Source organism: Enteroscipio rubneri, from assembly GCF_963929405.1.
In the GTDB taxonomy this organism is placed as follows: Bacteria; Actinomycetota; Coriobacteriia; order Coriobacteriales; family Eggerthellaceae; genus Enteroscipio; species Enteroscipio rubneri.
On sequence record NZ_CAWVIN010000003.1, the window covers coordinates 133,339 to 149,243 of the forward strand.

The window sequence follows — 15,905 nt, forward strand, 5'->3', positions numbered from 1 at the left end:
AGCCCGCTCAGCCTTCCCGCCCAAGCTCGTCGGATATCATATTCAGCGCCGTCGAGCACGAGATCTTCTGCGCGAGCAGCTGCTGACCCGTCGCGCCGCGCATTCGCCCGCGCGCCTTCAATGCCTCGAGCTCCGCAGCGAGGCTCGCGTGCCGCGCCTCCAAAGCCTCGACGACGTTCTCGAACGCCGCCAATCGCTCCACGACAGGCCCTCGCAAAGAGCCGTCATCGTCGAATTCCGCCGCCCCTTGCGCGACGATGTGCGATCCGTCCGCCTGCTTGCAGGTCATACGTTCCATGTGCGCCCTTTCGCTTCCGTGCTAGTATGCGAGAATTAGTGTAGCGCGACCGTCCCGACCGCGCACGACGTTCTCGTGTGCCCTGCCGGAGACGGGCCGCTCGGAAAGGCAGACCATGCAATCGCAGCGCTTGTTCGAGATCGTCTACCTGCTCATGGAACGCTCGCCGCGTCCGGCCGGCGAGCTGGCGGCGCGCCTCGAAGTGTCGGAGCGTACCGTCCGCCGCGACGTGGAGGCGCTTTCGGCAGCGGGCGTTCCGGTGTTCATGACGCGCGGTAAAGGCGGCGGCGTGCACCTTATGGAAGGCTACGTGCTGGACCGCTCTCTTATGACCGATGCCGAACAGGACGAGATCCTTGCGGCACTGTCCGCCCTACGCCAGACGGGGGCCGCCGACGACGCGTCGCTTCCCGAGCGCGTCGCGCGCCTGTTCAGGCGGGAGGGCGCCGACTGGCTGGACATCGACTTCTCGTTCTGGGGAGCGCCGGCCGCGTACCGGCGGGCGTTCGACCTGGTAAAACGCGGTATTCTGGAGCGACGGCTGCTCTCGTTCGAGTATCGCGACGCGGCCGACCGCACGAGCCAGCGCACCGTGGAGCCGGCGAGGCTGCTGTACAAGGACCGCTCCTGGTACGTGCGCACCTGGTGCCGCGAGCGCGGGGACTGGCGTACGTTTAAGGTTATCCGCATGGTTTGGGAGACGATGGAGCTGAAGGACGAGACGTTCGACCCGCGCCCGCTGCCGCCCGACCTCGTGGAAAACTATTCAGCCCGTAACCGGGCGCACGTCGTGCTCGCATTCGAGCCGGGCGACCCGCGCGTGCGCGAGGAGTTCTCGCCCGACGCCATCGAAGCCCTCCCGGACGGACGCTTCCGCGTGACGTTCGATACCGAGCTCACCGACCGGGCGCGCCATCACCTGCTGTCGTTCGGCGCCGGCATGACGGTGGAAGAGCCGGACGAACTGCGCGAATGGATGCGAGATCAAGCTCTCGCCATCCTGAAGGCCTCGGAAGAGAAAGAAGCTCGGACTCCTGCTTTCTAAAAGGGAGAGAAGGCGTCCCCCTTTGCCGCCCTGTTTCCCGAACAATTTTCCAAAACCGGTCACGCCCTGTCCGGTTCGGTCGCGTATCGTGCTCCCCGTCATCAAAACTTCAACGAGAGGAACACCATGAACTACGAGATCGTCGAGCTTCCCGCACGCACCGTCGCAGGTTCCGCCGTTCGCGCGTCCAACAACTCGCCGGAGGAAGGCGCGGTCATCGGCCAACTGTGGCAGCGTTTTATGGGCGAGGGCATGGACCGCGCCATTCCCGAGGTGCGCGTGGAGCCCTACGGCTGCTTCGGGCTGTACTGCGACTACGACTTCTCCGACATGAGCTACAAGCTGCTCATCGGCTGTCAGACGAACGCCGCTGACGCGCCCGAGGGCATGGAGCGCCTGGAGATTCCCGCCGGCCGCTACGCAAAGTTCGCCGTCCGCGGCGGCGACTGCGTGGGAAGTGTGCAGGAGGTATGGGCCGCCATCTGGGCCGACGAGGAGCTCACGGCGCAGCGGGCCTTCACCTTCGACTTCGAGGGGTACCTCCCCGGCGAGGACATGTCCAACGCCGACATCGACATCTTCGTGGCACTCAAGTAGACGCGTCCAAGGAAAGGAGGGAGCATCATGGAGCCATCGAAGGGAAGCGTCGTCGCGTACCTGCCGGAACGATTCGCCGACTGGGAGGCGGGCCTTGCGTGCGCCGAGCTCAACCGGCCGACCGCCGGCTACCGAGTGCGCACAATGTCGGCCGACGGGGGCTTGCGGCGCTCCATCGGCGGCCTGGCCGTCCAGTGCGACCTGGCCGCCGACTCCCTGCCCGAGGATCTGCGCCTGCTCATCCTCATAGGCGGCGAGACCTGGCTCGACGGCTCAAACGACGCCGTGCTGGCCGTCATCGACGACTGCGTCGCGGGCGGCGTGCCCGTGGCCGCCATCTGCGGCGCATGCACGTTCCTCGCGCGGCACGGCTACCTGGATGCGTGCGACCACACCGGTAACGCGGACTTCGAGTTCGCCCAGCTGGCACCCGCCTACCGAGGACAGGAGCATTTCCGCTTCGAGCCAGCCGTGGACGGCGGGGCGATCATCACGGCGAGCGGCGCGGCGTCGGTGGAGTTCGCGCGCCTCGTGGTGGAGCGCCTGGGCGTCGAGCCCTGGGGCGGCGTCGACACATGGTTTGCCGCCTTCAAGCGCGGGGTATTCGTCACGGCATAATGGCAACAGCCGGTTGCTTGACGCAGCTTGGCGGGCATGGTTCCATGAAGGCGCTTGCATCCATCCGACGAGAATCGAGGAACCCATGGCCATCAAGGAGACACTCATCGAGCTGCGTGAGCGAAACGGCCTCACCCAAACCGAGATGGCCGAGCGGCTGTTCGTGACGCGCCAAGCCGTGTCGCGCTGGGAATGCGGCGACACCCAGCCGGGCATCGACGTGCTCAAGCTCATTGCCACCGAGTTCAACGTGCCCATCGAGAAGCTGCTCGACATGCCCCTGCAAACCGTATGCCAAAGCTGCGGCATGCCTCTCGCGGACGCGAGCCTGCTGGGCACGGAAGCAGACGGCTCCCCCAGCGAGCATCATTGCAAGTGGTGCTACGCGGATGGCTCTTACCTCGGTGAATGCACCATGGAAGACATGGTGGACATCTGCGTGTCGAATATGGCCGGACCCGAGGCGCCCTTCACCGAGGACGAGGCGCGCGCCTACATGGAGGCGCTGCTTCCCACGCTCGAACGCTGGAAGGGCGCCGCACCCGCCGACGCACGATAACCTGCGCGCGCCCAATCGTGCGTGCATGAACGAAGGGAAAGAAGCCGTGGCTGGAGCATTCGACTTCAAGAAGGAATACCGCGATCTCTATCTGCCGAAGGAGAAGCCGGCCCTCGTCGACGTGCCGGCCATGAGCTTCGTCGCCATAGCGGGTGCGGGAGATCCGAACGAGGAAAACGGCTCCTACGCCGATGCGCTTGCCCTGCAGTACGCCTTTTCCTTCACTATCAAAATGACGAAGATGGGGAATTGGCAACCGGACGGCTATTTCGATTACGTCGTGCCGCCGTTGGAGGGCCTTTGGTGGACTGTTACGGGAGGGTTCGACGGACGCAGCATCGTGGACAAAAACCTTCTGCAATGGATATCCTTGATTCGCCTACCCCCGTTCGTCACGCCCGAGGTGTTCGCTTGGGCCCGCGAGCAGGTGGCGGCCAAAAAACCCGATTTCGACGTGACGCGCGCACGATTCGTGACGTTTGCGGAAGGACCGTGCGCCCAAGTGCTGCACAAAGGCCCCTACGACGACGAGCCAGCTACCATCGAAGCGCTTGAAGCGTTTGTTGCCGCAAGCGAGCTGGCGAGCGACATAAGAGACCCGGCTAGCACTGAGGCCATGATGGACATGCTCGATACGTGCGGAGGCGTTCCCTCGGTGCGCCTGCACCATGAGATCTACCTGGGCGATCCGCGCCGCACGAAGCCCGAGAACCTGCGCACCGTGCTGCGCCATCCCGTGAGGCCCGCATCCGCATGAGCGATGCCGCGCCAAGCCCCTGCCCCGTCGTGCGCGCGCGGTCGATCCTTCAGAAGGTGCGCACGCACGGAAACGAATGGTTCGGCATCGACTACAACATGAACCTGTACCGGGGCTGCTGCCACGGCTGCATCTACTGCGACAGTCGAAGCGAGTGCTACCGCATCGACGACTTCGACCAGGTGAGCGTCAAGTTCGACGCGCTGGCCATCCTGCGACGCGAGCTGCGCAGCCGCCGCACGCGCGGCGTCGTGGGCATCGGCGCCATGTCCGACACGTACAATCCGTTCGAGGGTGAGCTGCGCGTAACGCGCGGGGCGCTCGAGCTGGTCGAGGAGTTCGGCTTCGGCGTTTCGGTGGACACGAAGAGCGCCCTCGTCACGCGCGACATAGACCTGCTGAGCGCCATCGGGCGCGCGGGCGGCGCCATCGCGAAGATCACCGTCACCACGGCCGACGACGAGCTGGCGCGCATCATCGAGCCGCACGCGCCGTCGCCGAGCGAACGGTTCGCAGCGCTGGCAGAGCTGGCCGACGCCGGCGTGTTCTGCGGCGTGCTGTTCACGCCGACGCTGCCATGGGTGACGGACGACGATGACACGATCCGCGGCGTCGTTGAGGGCACGGCGGCGGCCGGCGCGCGGTTCGTCTTCCACTTGACGGGCGTCACGATGCGCGACCGACAGCGCGAGCACTTCCTCGAACGTGTGTCCTCCGTCGACCCCGCGCTACCCGAACGCTATCGCGCAGCCTTCGGCGAGCGCTACTTCTGCAACAGCCCGCGCGCGTCCGAGAACCGCGCCCTGTTCCGCGCGTTGTGCAAGCAGCACGGGCTTCTGTGGCGCATGTCCGACATCATCAAGGCGTACAAGCCCGCCCAGCCCCTCGGCGCACAGGCCAGTCTGTTCTAGCGACCCGATGGCGAGAAATACAGGGAGGGGCGACCATCGAAGCGAAGTCGCACCGAATAGGGTGCCAGGACATGCTTCACGCGAAGCATCCGCGTCTCCCCCTGCCGGCGGGAGTCCGATTTCTATTTCCCGCGGTGCTTGGCCTTGCGCTTCTCCTGCTTGAGGGCGAATCGACGCTTAGCCTCGGCCTCGCGGGCTTCGCGCGAGGCCGCTTTCCGCTCCGTCTTGCGCTCTTCATAGGCGGCGCTCATGGCCTGCTGGGCCTTCGTCCCGATGCCCGCATGCTCCACCTGTTTGCGCGCCTCGCGCTGGCGACGCTTTGGGTTCGCATGGGGTGGCGCCTGAATGCCCGCACCCTCAACGAGCCCGAACGGCAAAGAAGCCCAACGCGTGCACACGAAAGCGAGGAGCTCCGTGTCGGTGGGCTCTGTTGCCCCGAACACAATGCGGCATGCGCCGTAGCGGCCCTCGTCCATGTGCTCGCAAATTCCAATCCAGAATTGGCCGTCGTGAAACACGGTCAACGTGGATGAAGCGATGACGTTCATGATCGTCCTCCTTGTATGTAGCTGGCACGCGGAAAATGGACAACCAAGGAGGCAGGTTACTGACGGGAATCCTTGCGAAACCGGGCTACTTCGGCTCAAAGGGCGACTCCCGCGCCCGGACTACCAACCGGGCCGTGTTTTCATGTCCGCACGCGCTATGATAGCACGCCTTACGCGCGCCTTCGCGACGATGCCCCGGCCGTGCAACTTGCGTGCGCCGCAGTGCAACTCGACCGCGGGCGCCTTGTGCAGGCGCGATAGGTTGGGCATACTGGCGGCATCGGCCAACCACCGCAACCCCACCGACGGGAAGGTGCGCACCATGAACGTGACCATCACCGAGAATCCCACGCTCGACGACATCGAGGTGTCCGTCGCGTGCCCGCGCATAGACGAGCGCGTCCAGCGCATCGTCGCCTCGCTGGGCGCCTACGACCGCACGCTCACGGGCGAGCGCGACGGCGCCGTGCACCGCATCGACCGGGATGAGGTCTGCTATGCGGAGACCGTGGACGGCAGGACGTTCCTCTACACGGCCGATGCCGTGTACCGGACACCGCTCAAGCTCTACGAGCTTGAAGACAAGCTGGCGGGCACCGAGTTCGTGCGCGCATCGAAGCAGATGCTCGTGAACTTCGACCACGTCGCGTCCATCCGGCCCGCCCTGAATGCGCGCCTGCAGCTCATGTTAGACAACGGCGAGGCCGTGATCGTGTCGCGCCAGTACGCGCCCGCCATCAAGCACAAGCTCGGACTGTAGGCTGTGCGGCGCCGATCGCGCCGCACAGCCCCCCGACCCCCGACCGTCCCTCCGTCAGAAGGAGTCCCCATGAAGAAGATCGCCGTCCAAGCCGCCTCCGCCGCGTGCATCATGTTCACCATCGTCATGCTATGGTTCACGGGCATGGGATACCTGTTCGCCGGGCCCAGCTACGGGCTCAACCTCACCCTGAGCGTGTTCGGCGCCGCCTTCGGGATGGCGGCGCTCCAGGCGCTGTGGTTCACCGGAGCCGTGTTCAAGAAACTCGCCTACCCGGTGCGCATCGCGGGCTTCGGCGCCTGCGGCCTGCCCGTGCTTGTCCTCTGCGCGTGGGCGGGCCCGTGGTTCCCGCTCGACGATCCGGGCGTCTGGGCCACGTTCGCCATCGTGTACCTGTTCATCCTTGCAGGAGTTACGATCGGCTACACCGTCTACTTCAAGAAGACCGCCGGCGGCTACGACGCGGCGCTCGAACGCTACCGCAACCAGAACCGTCATTAACGGCCGCTGCGACGAAACAGCCTATCGAACGTAGGGCGGAGGCTCTGGCCTTGCCGGAGAACCTATGGCACTGCAGCTGCCGAGCGTCAGGGGCAAAGCCGTTGCCCTACAGCCCCACAACAGCAACCCGCTTTGCAGAAAGGCATACCCATGAAAGAGAAGCTCGCCTTCGGCACGAAGGTCACGGTCGCGCACGTCCTCACCTACACCCTGTGCGGCTTTGCGGCAATGTTTCTGTTCGACTACCAATCCTCGGTGGAGGCCATCGACATGCGCCCCCTGGACGACCCCATCGTCGGGCTGGCCCCCGTATTCCAAATCGTGCGCGGCGCGCTGTTCTCCCTCGTGCTCTGGCTCATCCGCCCCGCGTTCATGGAGCGCAAGCACGGCTGGCTCGTCGTGTGGGCGGTCATAGCCATCGTTGGCATCTTCAACACGCCAGCCCCTTCGCCCGACTCCATCGAGGGCTTCATCTACCTCGCGCCCACGGACGCGCCCCTGGGCATCAGCATCGGAGGAACGCTCGAGATACTCGCGCAGACGCTCCTGTTCAGCGTGGCCGCCACCTGGTGGGTCAAGCTACCTGCGCGTCATGCCTCCGGTGCGCCCGGCTCCTCGGCGACCGGCTCCGGCACGGTGAAGTCCTCCGACCCGAAGTTCTGATAGAAGCGCCCCGCATCGGCCGTGAAGCGCAGCACGCAGTAGTCGGGATCGGTCACGCCCAGCGGATAGTACGTCGTGTCCCCCTCCTGCCAGATAAGCTCCTTCGCCCAGGCGTCCTCGAGCACCTCCATCGTGCCCTTGAGCATGACGCCCCGGAAGAACCGCCGGTCCATGAAGTAGATGCATGCCTGCGGGTGCGCGCGGTAGTGCCGCACCCGCATCGACGAGGTATTCGTGGTGAAGTAGAACGTGCGGATGCCCTCGCGACGGCGCGGCGGGAGCATCGCCTTGATCTCGGGGAAGCCGTCCCCGTCCACCGAGCCGACGAACGAGGCGTTCTGGTGGTCGACAAGGTTGCCGATGGTCTGCTCGGGGTCGCGCATCATGGATGCCTCGCTTTCGTCAGAGGGTACCGCTCTTTCGTTTGCGCATTGTATCACGCGAACATGCGTTTTGTTACCGGCGGCAAGGCGTATGCCTTGCCGCCTTCTCCCCTCCCCTCCTCATCGATCTCGCTTCGACCGACCATAGTCTGAACAGCCCTTTGACCGAAGCATGCCGTCGCATAGGGTCCAGTGGCGTAAGATGTCCGATACGCTAGACGGAAGATTCGGAAAACCCGCCCGCGCCGAACGGCAGACGAAACCCTGAAGGCAAGGGCGCTCGCCGGCCAAGTCGATCGCGTCAGGAGGAGGCGACGTGCCCGTGAGCATCGAACGAGTTCCGCGCCTCAACCGGCACCGGAACACGGGTCCGCGCCTCCCCATGCTGCGGGGCGCCATCGCGCTCGCCATACTGGCCGCGTTCTCGCTTTCCTCCTGCGCTGCAAAAAACGACGACACGGCGACGGCAACCGCGTCGTTTACGGCCATGGACACCGCAATGACCGTTACCGTGCACGCACACGATCGCAACGAGGCGGATGAAGCCCTTTCGAGCTGCACTGAAATCGTACGAGGGCTGGACGAGGCGCTTTCGCCCACTGAGGATGGCAGTTGGATTGCGCGTTTGAACGACGCCGACGAACCCCTGCCCGCGCCCGACGACGTAGAAAAGCTTATCGAGGAAGCGCTCGGCATGGCGGAAGCGACCGGCGGGGCCTTCGATCCCACCATCTACCCGCTTACGAGCGCCTGGGGTTTCACGAGCGGCAACTACCGGACACCCTCGGATGCCGAGATCGAGACGGCGCTCACCCGCGTCGGCTTTCGCTCCGTGGACGTCGACGCTGCAAGCGGCGCAGTCACGCTCGATAACGAAGCCCAGCTCGACCTCGGGGGGATCGCAAAAGGCTACGCTGCCGACCGAATCACCGCTGAGCTCCGCGATCACGATGCAGCAGGCGCGCTCGTCGACCTCGGCGGGAACGTGACCGTGCTTGGATCGAAACCCGACGAGACGCCATGGACCGTCGGCATCGCAGACCCGCACAATCCCGAAGCGCTCGCCGGCACGCTCCAGCTCTCCGAGGCGACCGTGTCCACCTCGGGAGACTACCAGCGATACTTCGTCGACAGCGAAGGCATCCGACGCCATCATCTCATCGACCCCGAAACGGGCTATCCAGCTGAAAGCGGACTGTCTTCCGTCAGCGTCGTCGCAACAAGCGGCGCGCGAGCCGATGCGCTGTCGACGGCTTTATTCGTGCTCGGAGTCGATCGCGCCGTCGACCTATGGCGCGCGACACAGAATGACGAGGCATTGGCATTCGAAGCGGTGTTCATCGCATGCGACGGATCGGTGCTCGTGACGGAAGGGCTTTCCACATCCTTCGCGCCCTCTGCCGCCTACGACGGCCGCGTGGAGACGGTACCGCGATGAGCGCGCCGCAGCGGCTCACGGCCCAACGTGCCGAGATCGTGTTCGCGGGCATCGTGTTTGCCGTCGCAGTCCTCTTGGCCGCCTGCTTCGCCGTAGGCGGCAGCGCAACAGCGGGAACCCTTGGCGAACGCACGAAGGCCATCGTGTCCCGCGACGGCGCAGTCGTGCAGACCATCGATCTCAGCAACACAGACGAATTCGATACTCTCCTTTTCGAGGACGACCGCGACAGCAACCTCATCGAGCTCGACGGCGGCCGCATCCGCGTGGCGGATGCCGATTGTCCCGACAGGACATGCGTGCGCACGGGCTGGATCGAGCGGCCGGGACAGATCATAGCCTGCGTGCCCCATGGTCTGACGATCATTATCGAACGCGAAGGAGAGGGGACGCCCAATGGCCCGGACGCAGTCGTTGGCGCAGCGTGATCCCAATGCCACCCGCCGAGTGTGCCGCTGCGCGCTGCTCGCCGCACTCGCCGTGGCCGTCGCCGCCGCAGAAGCTCTCGTGCCGATGCCTGCCCCCATCCCCGGGATGAAACTAGGGCTTGCCAATACCGTCACCGTGATTGCCGCGTTTTGGCTTGGTCCGGCAGAAGCGACGGTCGTGCTGGCCGTCCGCATCCTGCTCTGCGCCGTGCTCGCCGGTCAGCTGGCCGCCCTCCCATTCAGCCTGGTCGGTGGAGTCTGTGCGCTCGCTGTCACCCTAGCCTTCGTCCATCTGAACGCGCGCGGGAAGGTGCGCCTATGCTGCATGGCGGCCGCCGTCGCGCACAACTGCGGACAGATAGCCATGGCAGCGATCCTCACCGCAACACCTCAAATCGCGCTCCATCTGCCCATACTGCTCGTCGTTGGAACAGCGACAGGATATGCGACCGGCACATTGGCTGCAACAGTGCTGGAACGCCTGCCGCACCTACTGGCGTCCGCAACGAATCGGATCGATTGCCCGAACGCAGAGTCGTCGCCAGGCGGCACCGCCTCCGAGCAACATGGAGCAGGGGCCTGTGCACCGCATCCCGACCGTTCGACACCGTCTGCCGAGCGCCCCCACCACGCGTAACACCTCACCTACCGCTGACCTAAGCACCTCTGAATCCACGATGTCGGGTTGCTATGATGATGTGCGTACCGAACACCAATCTCGGGTAGGAAGCGCGCTTTGCGTCAATCGTAGCGCACTCTGCAGAAGGGAAGGCTAATGGGTATTTACGTCATCACCGGAGCTACGAGCGGCATCGGAGCGAAGACTGCCGAGATTCTGCGCGGCCGAGGCCACGAGGTGGTCAACATCGACCTCAAAAACGGCGACATCGATGCGAACCTCGCCACGAAGGAGGGGCGCGCAGGCGCCATCGCAGAGCTGCACGAGCGCTATCCCGACGGCATCGATGCCATGATCTGCAACGCAGGCGTCTCGGGAGGCAAGGTTCCCATATCCCTCATTATCTCGCTCAATTACTTCGGGTCGACCGAAATGGCGCACGGCGTGTTCGATCTTCTTGAAAAGAAGGGGGGCAGCTGCGTGGTGACCTCCTCGAACTCCATCGCCCAGGGAGCGGCGCGCATGGACGTAGCAGGCATGCTCAACAACCACCCCGACGAGGATCGTATCATCGAGCTGGTCAAGGACGTCGATCCCGCCGTCGGGCATATCTACTACGCTTCGACGAAGTATGCGCTCGCCCGTTGGGTGCGCCGCATGAGCCCTGACTGGGGTTCGCGTGGCGTGCGTCTGAACGCCATTGCGCCTGGAAATGTGCGCACCGCCATGACGGCCAACATGCTGCCCCAGCAGCGTGCGGCCATGGAGGCCATTCCCGTGCCCACCCATTTCGGCGAGGAGCCGCTCATGGAGCCCACCGAGATCGCCAATGCCATGGCGTTCGTCGCCTCGCCCGAGGCTTGCGGCCTGAACGGGGTGGTCCTGTTCGTGGACGGTGGCACCGATGCCCTGTTGAATTCCGAGAAAGTCTACTAGGAGGCGACCATGGTCATCAACGATTTGGTTACGGCGATGCAGAACAAAGACCACGAGGCGCTCGCAGCATGCTTCGAAGAGGATTGCCGCCTATTCGACTACTGTCCTTCCGTCGCCGGCCGGCAAAACGCCTTCCTGTACGGGCGCAACGCCATCGAAATGTCCTACCACAACAAGTTCATGTTCGGCGGCTTCGGCATGCTTGATCCGCACGTGGTGGATGAGCGCACCGTGAACTTCTACGCCGATTACAACGGCACCATCATCCACGCCCTCGCTCAGATCGAGAACTGTAACGACGGCGTATGCACACTCGACAACAGCCTTATCCAGGAGCTGGTGATCCGTCCGGCATAAGCTGGCGCCGCCACTCCCAGCCGCATCGCACCCGTCTCCAACGATGCGGCGACCCCGGCCCGAGGCGGCCGCCCGTTTGTGCGGGCGACCGCCTCTCCGTTTTCCGTCAGGACGCTCTACGGCCTGCAATTCTTGCAGGGTTCGTATCCGCGGGCTTCGGCTTCCGAGCGCGTTGTCGGAATTTTGCTCTTCCGCAGCGACGAACATCCGTCGCGATGGTATTTTTCACCCGTTTTCGTCAGATACACGGTGTCGCCGCCACGGTCGTCCGCAGCCGAGGCCGCTGCGGCAGCAGCTGCCTCGCGCTCTGCAGCAGCGGCGGCCTCCTGCTCCGCCGTTGCTGCCGCAGCGGCTGCAGCAGCCTCTTCCTCGGCCTTTTGGCGTTCGGCCTCTTCTTGCGCCGCCCGAGCCTGCATCGCCTCGGCATCCTGCACTATCTTGATGCTGACCGTACGATCCTTCAAGCCATCGAACGAGCACTCGACTCGATCCGCCTTCAGCAGCACTTCGCCGACTGCAAGCGACGATGCATCGATCTCGAACGAGTACCGTCCTGGCGAACAAGCGAGCGTATAGGTTTTGCCAACCGCCGCTTCATGTCGCTCGCTCACTTTTACGCCATCCGTTTGCGTTCCACTCACGATCACCGTGACCGAAGCGGGCGCAAGCTCTTCATCGCTCTGCACGACAAAATCGAGTTCATGCTCCTCGGGTGCTTCAACCGTTTTCGGTTCCTGTTGAACGGACGAACTGGAAGGCTGCTGAGCCTCGTTGTGAACACCTCCCGAAGCAGCTCCTCCCAACGCGACCATGACTCCGAGCACGACAGAACATATCCCGAGCGCAAGCGTCGCCTTTGGCGCAGTCAGACCGGAAGAAGAGGGTTTCTTGCGCCGGTCATGAACGAAGAACCCCAGCGATACGGCACCGCAGAGCGCGCCGACAAGAGAAAGCACGCCGGTGAAGCTCAGGGCAAGACCGACTGCAGCAAGCACGAGCGCGATGATCGAACCGGTTTTCGGCTCGGATCGTTCTATGGAAGGGAGCGAGGTGATGCCGCCCTCGTACGAACCCGAACCACATTCCCCGGTCGCCTGCTGGCTTGTCGCTCCCGCATCGGGCTTGTCCCGCATGGCCGGCGATTCGTCGGAGGGTTCGGCTGCAGCACCCCCTTCGGGCACGCGCATTCCAGCCTCCGGAGCTTGATCGGGCTCAGTTTCCAGCTCGCTCTTTGCGCTGGCTTGTCCCCTGTCGCCAAGGCGTACTTTGCCTCGTGCCGGATACTCGATCATGCCATCACGATGGAGTTCCAAACGAGCCTTCTCAAAACGATTGGAGAACAGGGCCGATGAACTGCCGGTGACGCAGAAGGCTCGCTGCGCCGATGTGAGTCCCAGACGTTTCGCCGTTTCGCTTTCAAACGAAGCGAGCGATCGCGATCTCCCGCTTTCCAAAACCTGCAAAGCCACAGGTTTGATGTCCTCGATGCCGGGGATATCCTCCCGCGACACCCCCTTCGAATCCCCCATGCGCCATCCTTCCTGCCGCAAGAGCATACCCCTTGCCTCGGAAACCCCTTTGCCTTCTCATTCTAGCAAAGCGATCGATGATCACATGACGTTATCGATAATAAAAAGCTGTTCGCAGCGCAAACGTGCCGAAGCGCTCGCTCGCCATCGCCTTCCCGAACAGCCATCGCGCCTTGATTCGTCGCCCCTTCAAAACGCTTGAACGCTCGCAGACGCGGCAAAGGGCCGAATCGCCAACACCTCACAAGCATTGTCGATCCGGCCCTGAAACGGGCGAGCCTACGCGTTGGCCCGAGGCTCTTGCTGGGTGATGCAATGGATGTTGCCGCCGCCGTAGGCTACTTCCCGGGTGGACACGCCCACGACTTCCCGGTCGGGGAACATCTCGCGTACCTGGTCGAGGGCCAGCTCGTCGTACTCGTCGTCGTACTGCGGCACAATGACGCCGCCGTTGACGATGAGAAAGTTCATGTAGGAGGCGATGGCGTAGTCCTCGGTGGTGCGGGGAAGCGTACCCTCCACCACGTCGACGGCGTCTACCTCCTCCTGCGTCATGTAGGTGAGCTCCTTGGGCATGACCAGCTTGTGCACCTTCAGCTGGCGCCCCTTCGCATCGGTGGCCTGCGACAACGTCTCATAGGCAGCGTGGGCGGCCTCGTAGAAGGGACTCTCCTCGTCGTCGGTCCAGATGCAGGCCGCCTCGCCGGGACGCACGAAGCAGGCCACGTCGTCGATGTGGCCGTTCGTCTCGTCGGGGTCGATGCCGTCTTTGATCCAGATGACCTTCTCCACGTTCAGGTACTCCGCGAGATAGCCCTCGATGTCCTCCTTCGAGAGCTCCGGGTTGCGGCCGGGCGACAGCAGGCACATCTCGGTCGTGATGACGGTGCCCTCGCCGTCCACATGGATGGAGCCGCCTTCCAGCACGAACTGGTCGGGGCGGTAACGGTCGGCGTGGGCGAGGTCGGCCACCTTCATGCCGATGAGCGCATCCTGATCCCAGGGGAAGTACAGGCCGTCGTAGAGCCCACCCCAAGCGTTGAAGTGCCAATGCACGGCGCGAACGCCGCCCTCGTCGTTCACCACGAACGTGGGACCGCAGTCGCGGATCCATGCGTCGTCTGACTCCATCTCGATGACCAGCACGTTCTCGTCCTCAGACATCTCGAAGCGCGCGGCCTCATAGTCCTCGGGCTTCGCGCCGATGATAACGGGCTCGAACCGGGCGATGGCGCGCGCTACGTTGGCGTAGGCTTTCTGAGCGGGTTTGGCGCCGTCGCGCCAGTTGTCGGGGCGATGCGGCCACAGCATCCAGATGCGCTTCTGCGGCTCGAACTCGCCCGGCATGCGGTAGCCGTCTTTCCGAGGAGTGGATTCGTTCTCGTATATAGTTTTCATACGTTTCCTTTCGACGATAAAGAACAGAGTTGCTTGGGTCAGCGACGATCGACGGGGTTGATCTTTTCCGCAACAGCGGCATCGAACGTCTCCGGGTCGCCGCTCGCTTCCATACCGAGATAGTCGACCTTTCGGCCGCGCGCCGAGAGCACGCGCACAATCTCGCCGATGACGACGAACGCGATTACGCCGATAAGCATCGGTATCTTCGACAGCTCCTCTTCGGAGCCGTTCAGCGGCACGATGGTGGCGATGATGGACAGGACGAGCAGCACCACGGGGAGCCAGCATACCACTGCCAACAGGCCTTTGCCGCCGGGCACGCGGAACACCCGCGGGCGAGCAGCGTCCACCTTGCGCAACTTGAGGAACGCGGGGAACATGGGGATGTAGCTGATAAGCAGAAACACGATGTTCATGGAGAAGAATATCCAGAAGAAGCTGTCGAAACCTGCAAGCTCCATGAGCGGCGAGAGCAGCACGAGCACGCTCGCAACGATGCCGTTGATGATGGCGGCGCCGGTGGGCATACCATTCTGAGCGCTCTCGTGGGCGAAGGGCTTCGGCATGTTCTTCTTCTTAGCAGCGTGCTCGGCGACGAAGTTCACGCCGAACGACCAGCTGACCATATTACCGAACAGCGTGATGAGGAATACCACGGCCACCACGACGAACAGCACGCTGCCGAAGCCTGCCATGATCCCCACCGCATCCATGATGCCCGAATCGAGCGAGATGTCGGAGGCGGGGATGGCGGCGCTGATGCCAAACGAGCTGAACAGGTAGAGCGCCGCGATGGCGATACCACCCGCAATGATGGCTTTGGGAATCTGCTTGCTCGGATTCTCCATCGATCCCACGTAGGTGGTGATAACCTCGAAGCCCATGAAGTTGAACAAGATGATGGAAAGATAGGTCAGACTGTTCGAGTCGAGCGAGGGCAGGAACGTCTGAGGGGCCATGTCATTTGCGAACCCGTAATTCACGGCGTACCAGATGCCCAAGCCGCCCACCACCACGGCGATACCCACCTTGAGCACAGCAGCCAGGTTGAGGATCCAGGTTGAGTCGGATACCTTCGAGAAGCTGAGGAATACGACGATCCAGATGAACGCGAGCTCTATGACGAGCGAAGGCAGAAGCCCCAGCTCGAACCCTGTGATAAGCGCAATGGTCTCGGGGAACAGAAATGCGAGCGAAGCCATCCACAGTGGGAAGTTTATCCAGTAGTACCAGCTCACGCGGCTACCCCACGTATCACCGAACGCGCGGCGCACCCAATCGTACAGACCGCCTTCGTCGTCGTAGGCGGTGCCCAACTCGCTCACCACGAGTCCATACGGCAACAAAAAGGCGATGATGAGGAAGATCCACCAGAAGAACTGCGAGTTGCCGATGGCGGCCGCAGGAGCCGCCGCCTCGGCCACGAACACGACGGTTATGACCGACAGTATCGCGTCGATCAACCGGAATTTCTTATTCTTTGCCATAGGTTTCCTTCTTTCACGCACAGGTTGGCGTAGTCAGTCAGCGAGGGCAGCCGTGGTGCTTGAGATTCGT

The 15,905-nt window shown here is 63.6% G+C and carries 20 protein-coding genes; 14 read left to right on the forward strand and 6 right to left on the reverse strand.

Annotation, left to right across the window (positions count from 1 at the left end; all coding sequences use genetic code 11):
• Positions 1-7: 7 nt before the first annotated feature.
• The gene (locus tag ABGT83_RS07805) at positions 8-298 is read right to left on the reverse strand and encodes a hypothetical protein (protein WP_103265115.1); all 291 of its coding nucleotides are present in this window, start codon (positions 296-298) and stop codon (positions 8-10) included.
• Positions 299-413: 115 nt separating this feature from the next.
• On the opposite strand from ABGT83_RS07805, the gene ABGT83_RS07810 reads away from it, so the two are divergent.
• The 6 genes from ABGT83_RS07810 (at position 414) to ABGT83_RS07835 (ending at position 4,785) form a co-directional block, all read left to right on the forward strand.
• Complete coding sequence (locus ABGT83_RS07810; RefSeq protein WP_346686854.1) at positions 414-1,343, forward strand: helix-turn-helix transcriptional regulator; 930 nt, start codon at positions 414-416, stop codon at positions 1,341-1,343.
• A gap of 126 nt (positions 1,344-1,469) precedes the next feature.
• Positions 1,470-1,940, forward strand: coding sequence for a GyrI-like domain-containing protein (locus ABGT83_RS07815; RefSeq protein WP_103265113.1), 471 nt, complete (start codon positions 1,470-1,472; stop codon positions 1,938-1,940).
• Positions 1,941-1,967: 27 nt separating this feature from the next.
• Positions 1,968-2,558, forward strand: coding sequence for a DJ-1/PfpI family protein (locus ABGT83_RS07820; protein WP_103265112.1), 591 nt, complete (start codon positions 1,968-1,970; stop codon positions 2,556-2,558).
• A gap of 85 nt (positions 2,559-2,643) precedes the next feature.
• A complete protein-coding gene (locus ABGT83_RS07825; protein WP_103265111.1) occupies positions 2,644-3,117 on the forward strand; it encodes a zinc ribbon domain-containing protein in 474 nt (157 codons plus the stop codon).
• Between the two features lie 46 nt (positions 3,118-3,163).
• Positions 3,164-3,874: a GyrI-like domain-containing protein gene (locus ABGT83_RS07830; protein ID WP_239926468.1), complete on the forward strand. Its 711-nt coding sequence runs from the start codon at positions 3,164-3,166 to the stop codon at positions 3,872-3,874.
• Positions 3,871-4,785: an SPL family radical SAM protein gene (locus tag ABGT83_RS07835; RefSeq protein WP_103265109.1), complete on the forward strand. Its 915-nt coding sequence runs from the start codon at positions 3,871-3,873 to the stop codon at positions 4,783-4,785. Before ABGT83_RS07830 ends, ABGT83_RS07835 begins: the two co-directional genes overlap by 4 nt.
• 122 nt (positions 4,786-4,907) lie before the next feature.
• Here the strand turns inward: ABGT83_RS07835 and ABGT83_RS07840 are convergent, their stop codons facing one another.
• A complete protein-coding gene (locus ABGT83_RS07840) occupies positions 4,908-5,333 on the reverse strand; it encodes a YjdF family protein (RefSeq protein ID WP_103265108.1) in 426 nt (141 codons plus the stop codon).
• A gap of 262 nt (positions 5,334-5,595) precedes the next feature.
• Between ABGT83_RS07840 and ABGT83_RS07845 the strand changes: the two genes are divergently transcribed.
• From ABGT83_RS07845 to ABGT83_RS07855, 3 genes are all read left to right on the forward strand, one after another.
• Positions 5,596-6,093 (forward strand): LytTR family DNA-binding domain-containing protein, encoded by a 498-nt coding sequence (locus ABGT83_RS07845; RefSeq protein WP_346686858.1) that lies wholly within the window; start codon positions 5,596-5,598, stop codon positions 6,091-6,093.
• Positions 6,094-6,162: 69 nt separating this feature from the next.
• Positions 6,163-6,594, forward strand: a complete 432-nt coding sequence (locus tag ABGT83_RS07850) for a hypothetical protein (RefSeq protein WP_346686860.1) — start codon at positions 6,163-6,165, stop codon at positions 6,592-6,594.
• 150 nt (positions 6,595-6,744) lie between these two features.
• Positions 6,745-7,257, forward strand: a complete 513-nt coding sequence (locus tag ABGT83_RS07855; RefSeq protein WP_346686861.1) for a hypothetical protein — start codon at positions 6,745-6,747, stop codon at positions 7,255-7,257.
• On the opposite strand, the gene ABGT83_RS07860 is transcribed toward ABGT83_RS07855, so the two are convergent.
• Positions 7,185-7,643 carry a pyridoxamine 5'-phosphate oxidase family protein gene (locus tag ABGT83_RS07860; RefSeq protein ID WP_103265105.1) on the reverse strand — a complete coding sequence of 153 codons (459 nt, stop codon included), beginning with the start codon at positions 7,641-7,643 and terminating at the stop codon, positions 7,185-7,187. The genes ABGT83_RS07855 and ABGT83_RS07860 overlap by 73 nt on opposite strands.
• A gap of 319 nt (positions 7,644-7,962) precedes the next feature.
• Here ABGT83_RS07860 and ABGT83_RS07865 point away from each other — a divergent pair, with 319 nt between their 5' ends.
• The 5 genes from ABGT83_RS07865 (at position 7,963) to ABGT83_RS07885 (ending at position 11,418) form a co-directional block, all read left to right on the forward strand.
• Positions 7,963-9,078, forward strand: a complete 1,116-nt coding sequence (locus tag ABGT83_RS07865; RefSeq protein ID WP_346686863.1) for an FAD:protein FMN transferase — start codon at positions 7,963-7,965, stop codon at positions 9,076-9,078.
• A complete protein-coding gene (locus ABGT83_RS07870; RefSeq protein ID WP_346686865.1) occupies positions 9,075-9,506 on the forward strand; it encodes a NusG domain II-containing protein in 432 nt (143 codons plus the stop codon). Before ABGT83_RS07865 ends, ABGT83_RS07870 begins: the two co-directional genes overlap by 4 nt.
• Positions 9,475-10,143, forward strand: coding sequence for a Gx transporter family protein (locus tag ABGT83_RS07875; protein ID WP_346686866.1), 669 nt, complete (start codon positions 9,475-9,477; stop codon positions 10,141-10,143). The genes ABGT83_RS07870 and ABGT83_RS07875 overlap by 32 nt, the downstream gene beginning before the upstream one ends.
• A gap of 138 nt (positions 10,144-10,281) precedes the next feature.
• Entirely contained in the window at positions 10,282-11,061 is a 780-nt protein-coding gene (locus tag ABGT83_RS07880; RefSeq protein WP_346686867.1) for an SDR family oxidoreductase, read from the forward strand.
• Positions 11,062-11,070: 9 nt separating this feature from the next.
• Entirely contained in the window at positions 11,071-11,418 is a 348-nt protein-coding gene (locus ABGT83_RS07885) for a hypothetical protein (protein ID WP_346686869.1), read from the forward strand.
• A gap of 116 nt (positions 11,419-11,534) precedes the next feature.
• Here the strand turns inward: ABGT83_RS07885 and ABGT83_RS07890 are convergent, their stop codons facing one another.
• The 3 genes from ABGT83_RS07890 to ABGT83_RS07900 form a co-directional block, all read right to left on the reverse strand.
• Positions 11,535-12,947, reverse strand: a complete 1,413-nt coding sequence (locus ABGT83_RS07890) for a winged helix-turn-helix domain-containing protein (RefSeq protein ID WP_346686871.1) — start codon at positions 12,945-12,947, stop codon at positions 11,535-11,537.
• Between the two features lie 279 nt (positions 12,948-13,226).
• Positions 13,227-14,345, reverse strand: coding sequence for an agmatine deiminase (gene aguA / locus ABGT83_RS07895; protein ID WP_346686873.1), 1,119 nt, complete (start codon positions 14,343-14,345; stop codon positions 13,227-13,229).
• 38 nt (positions 14,346-14,383) lie between these two features.
• Entirely contained in the window at positions 14,384-15,835 is a 1,452-nt protein-coding gene (locus tag ABGT83_RS07900) for an APC family permease (RefSeq protein WP_103265097.1), read from the reverse strand.
• Positions 15,836-15,905 lie beyond the last annotated feature (70 nt).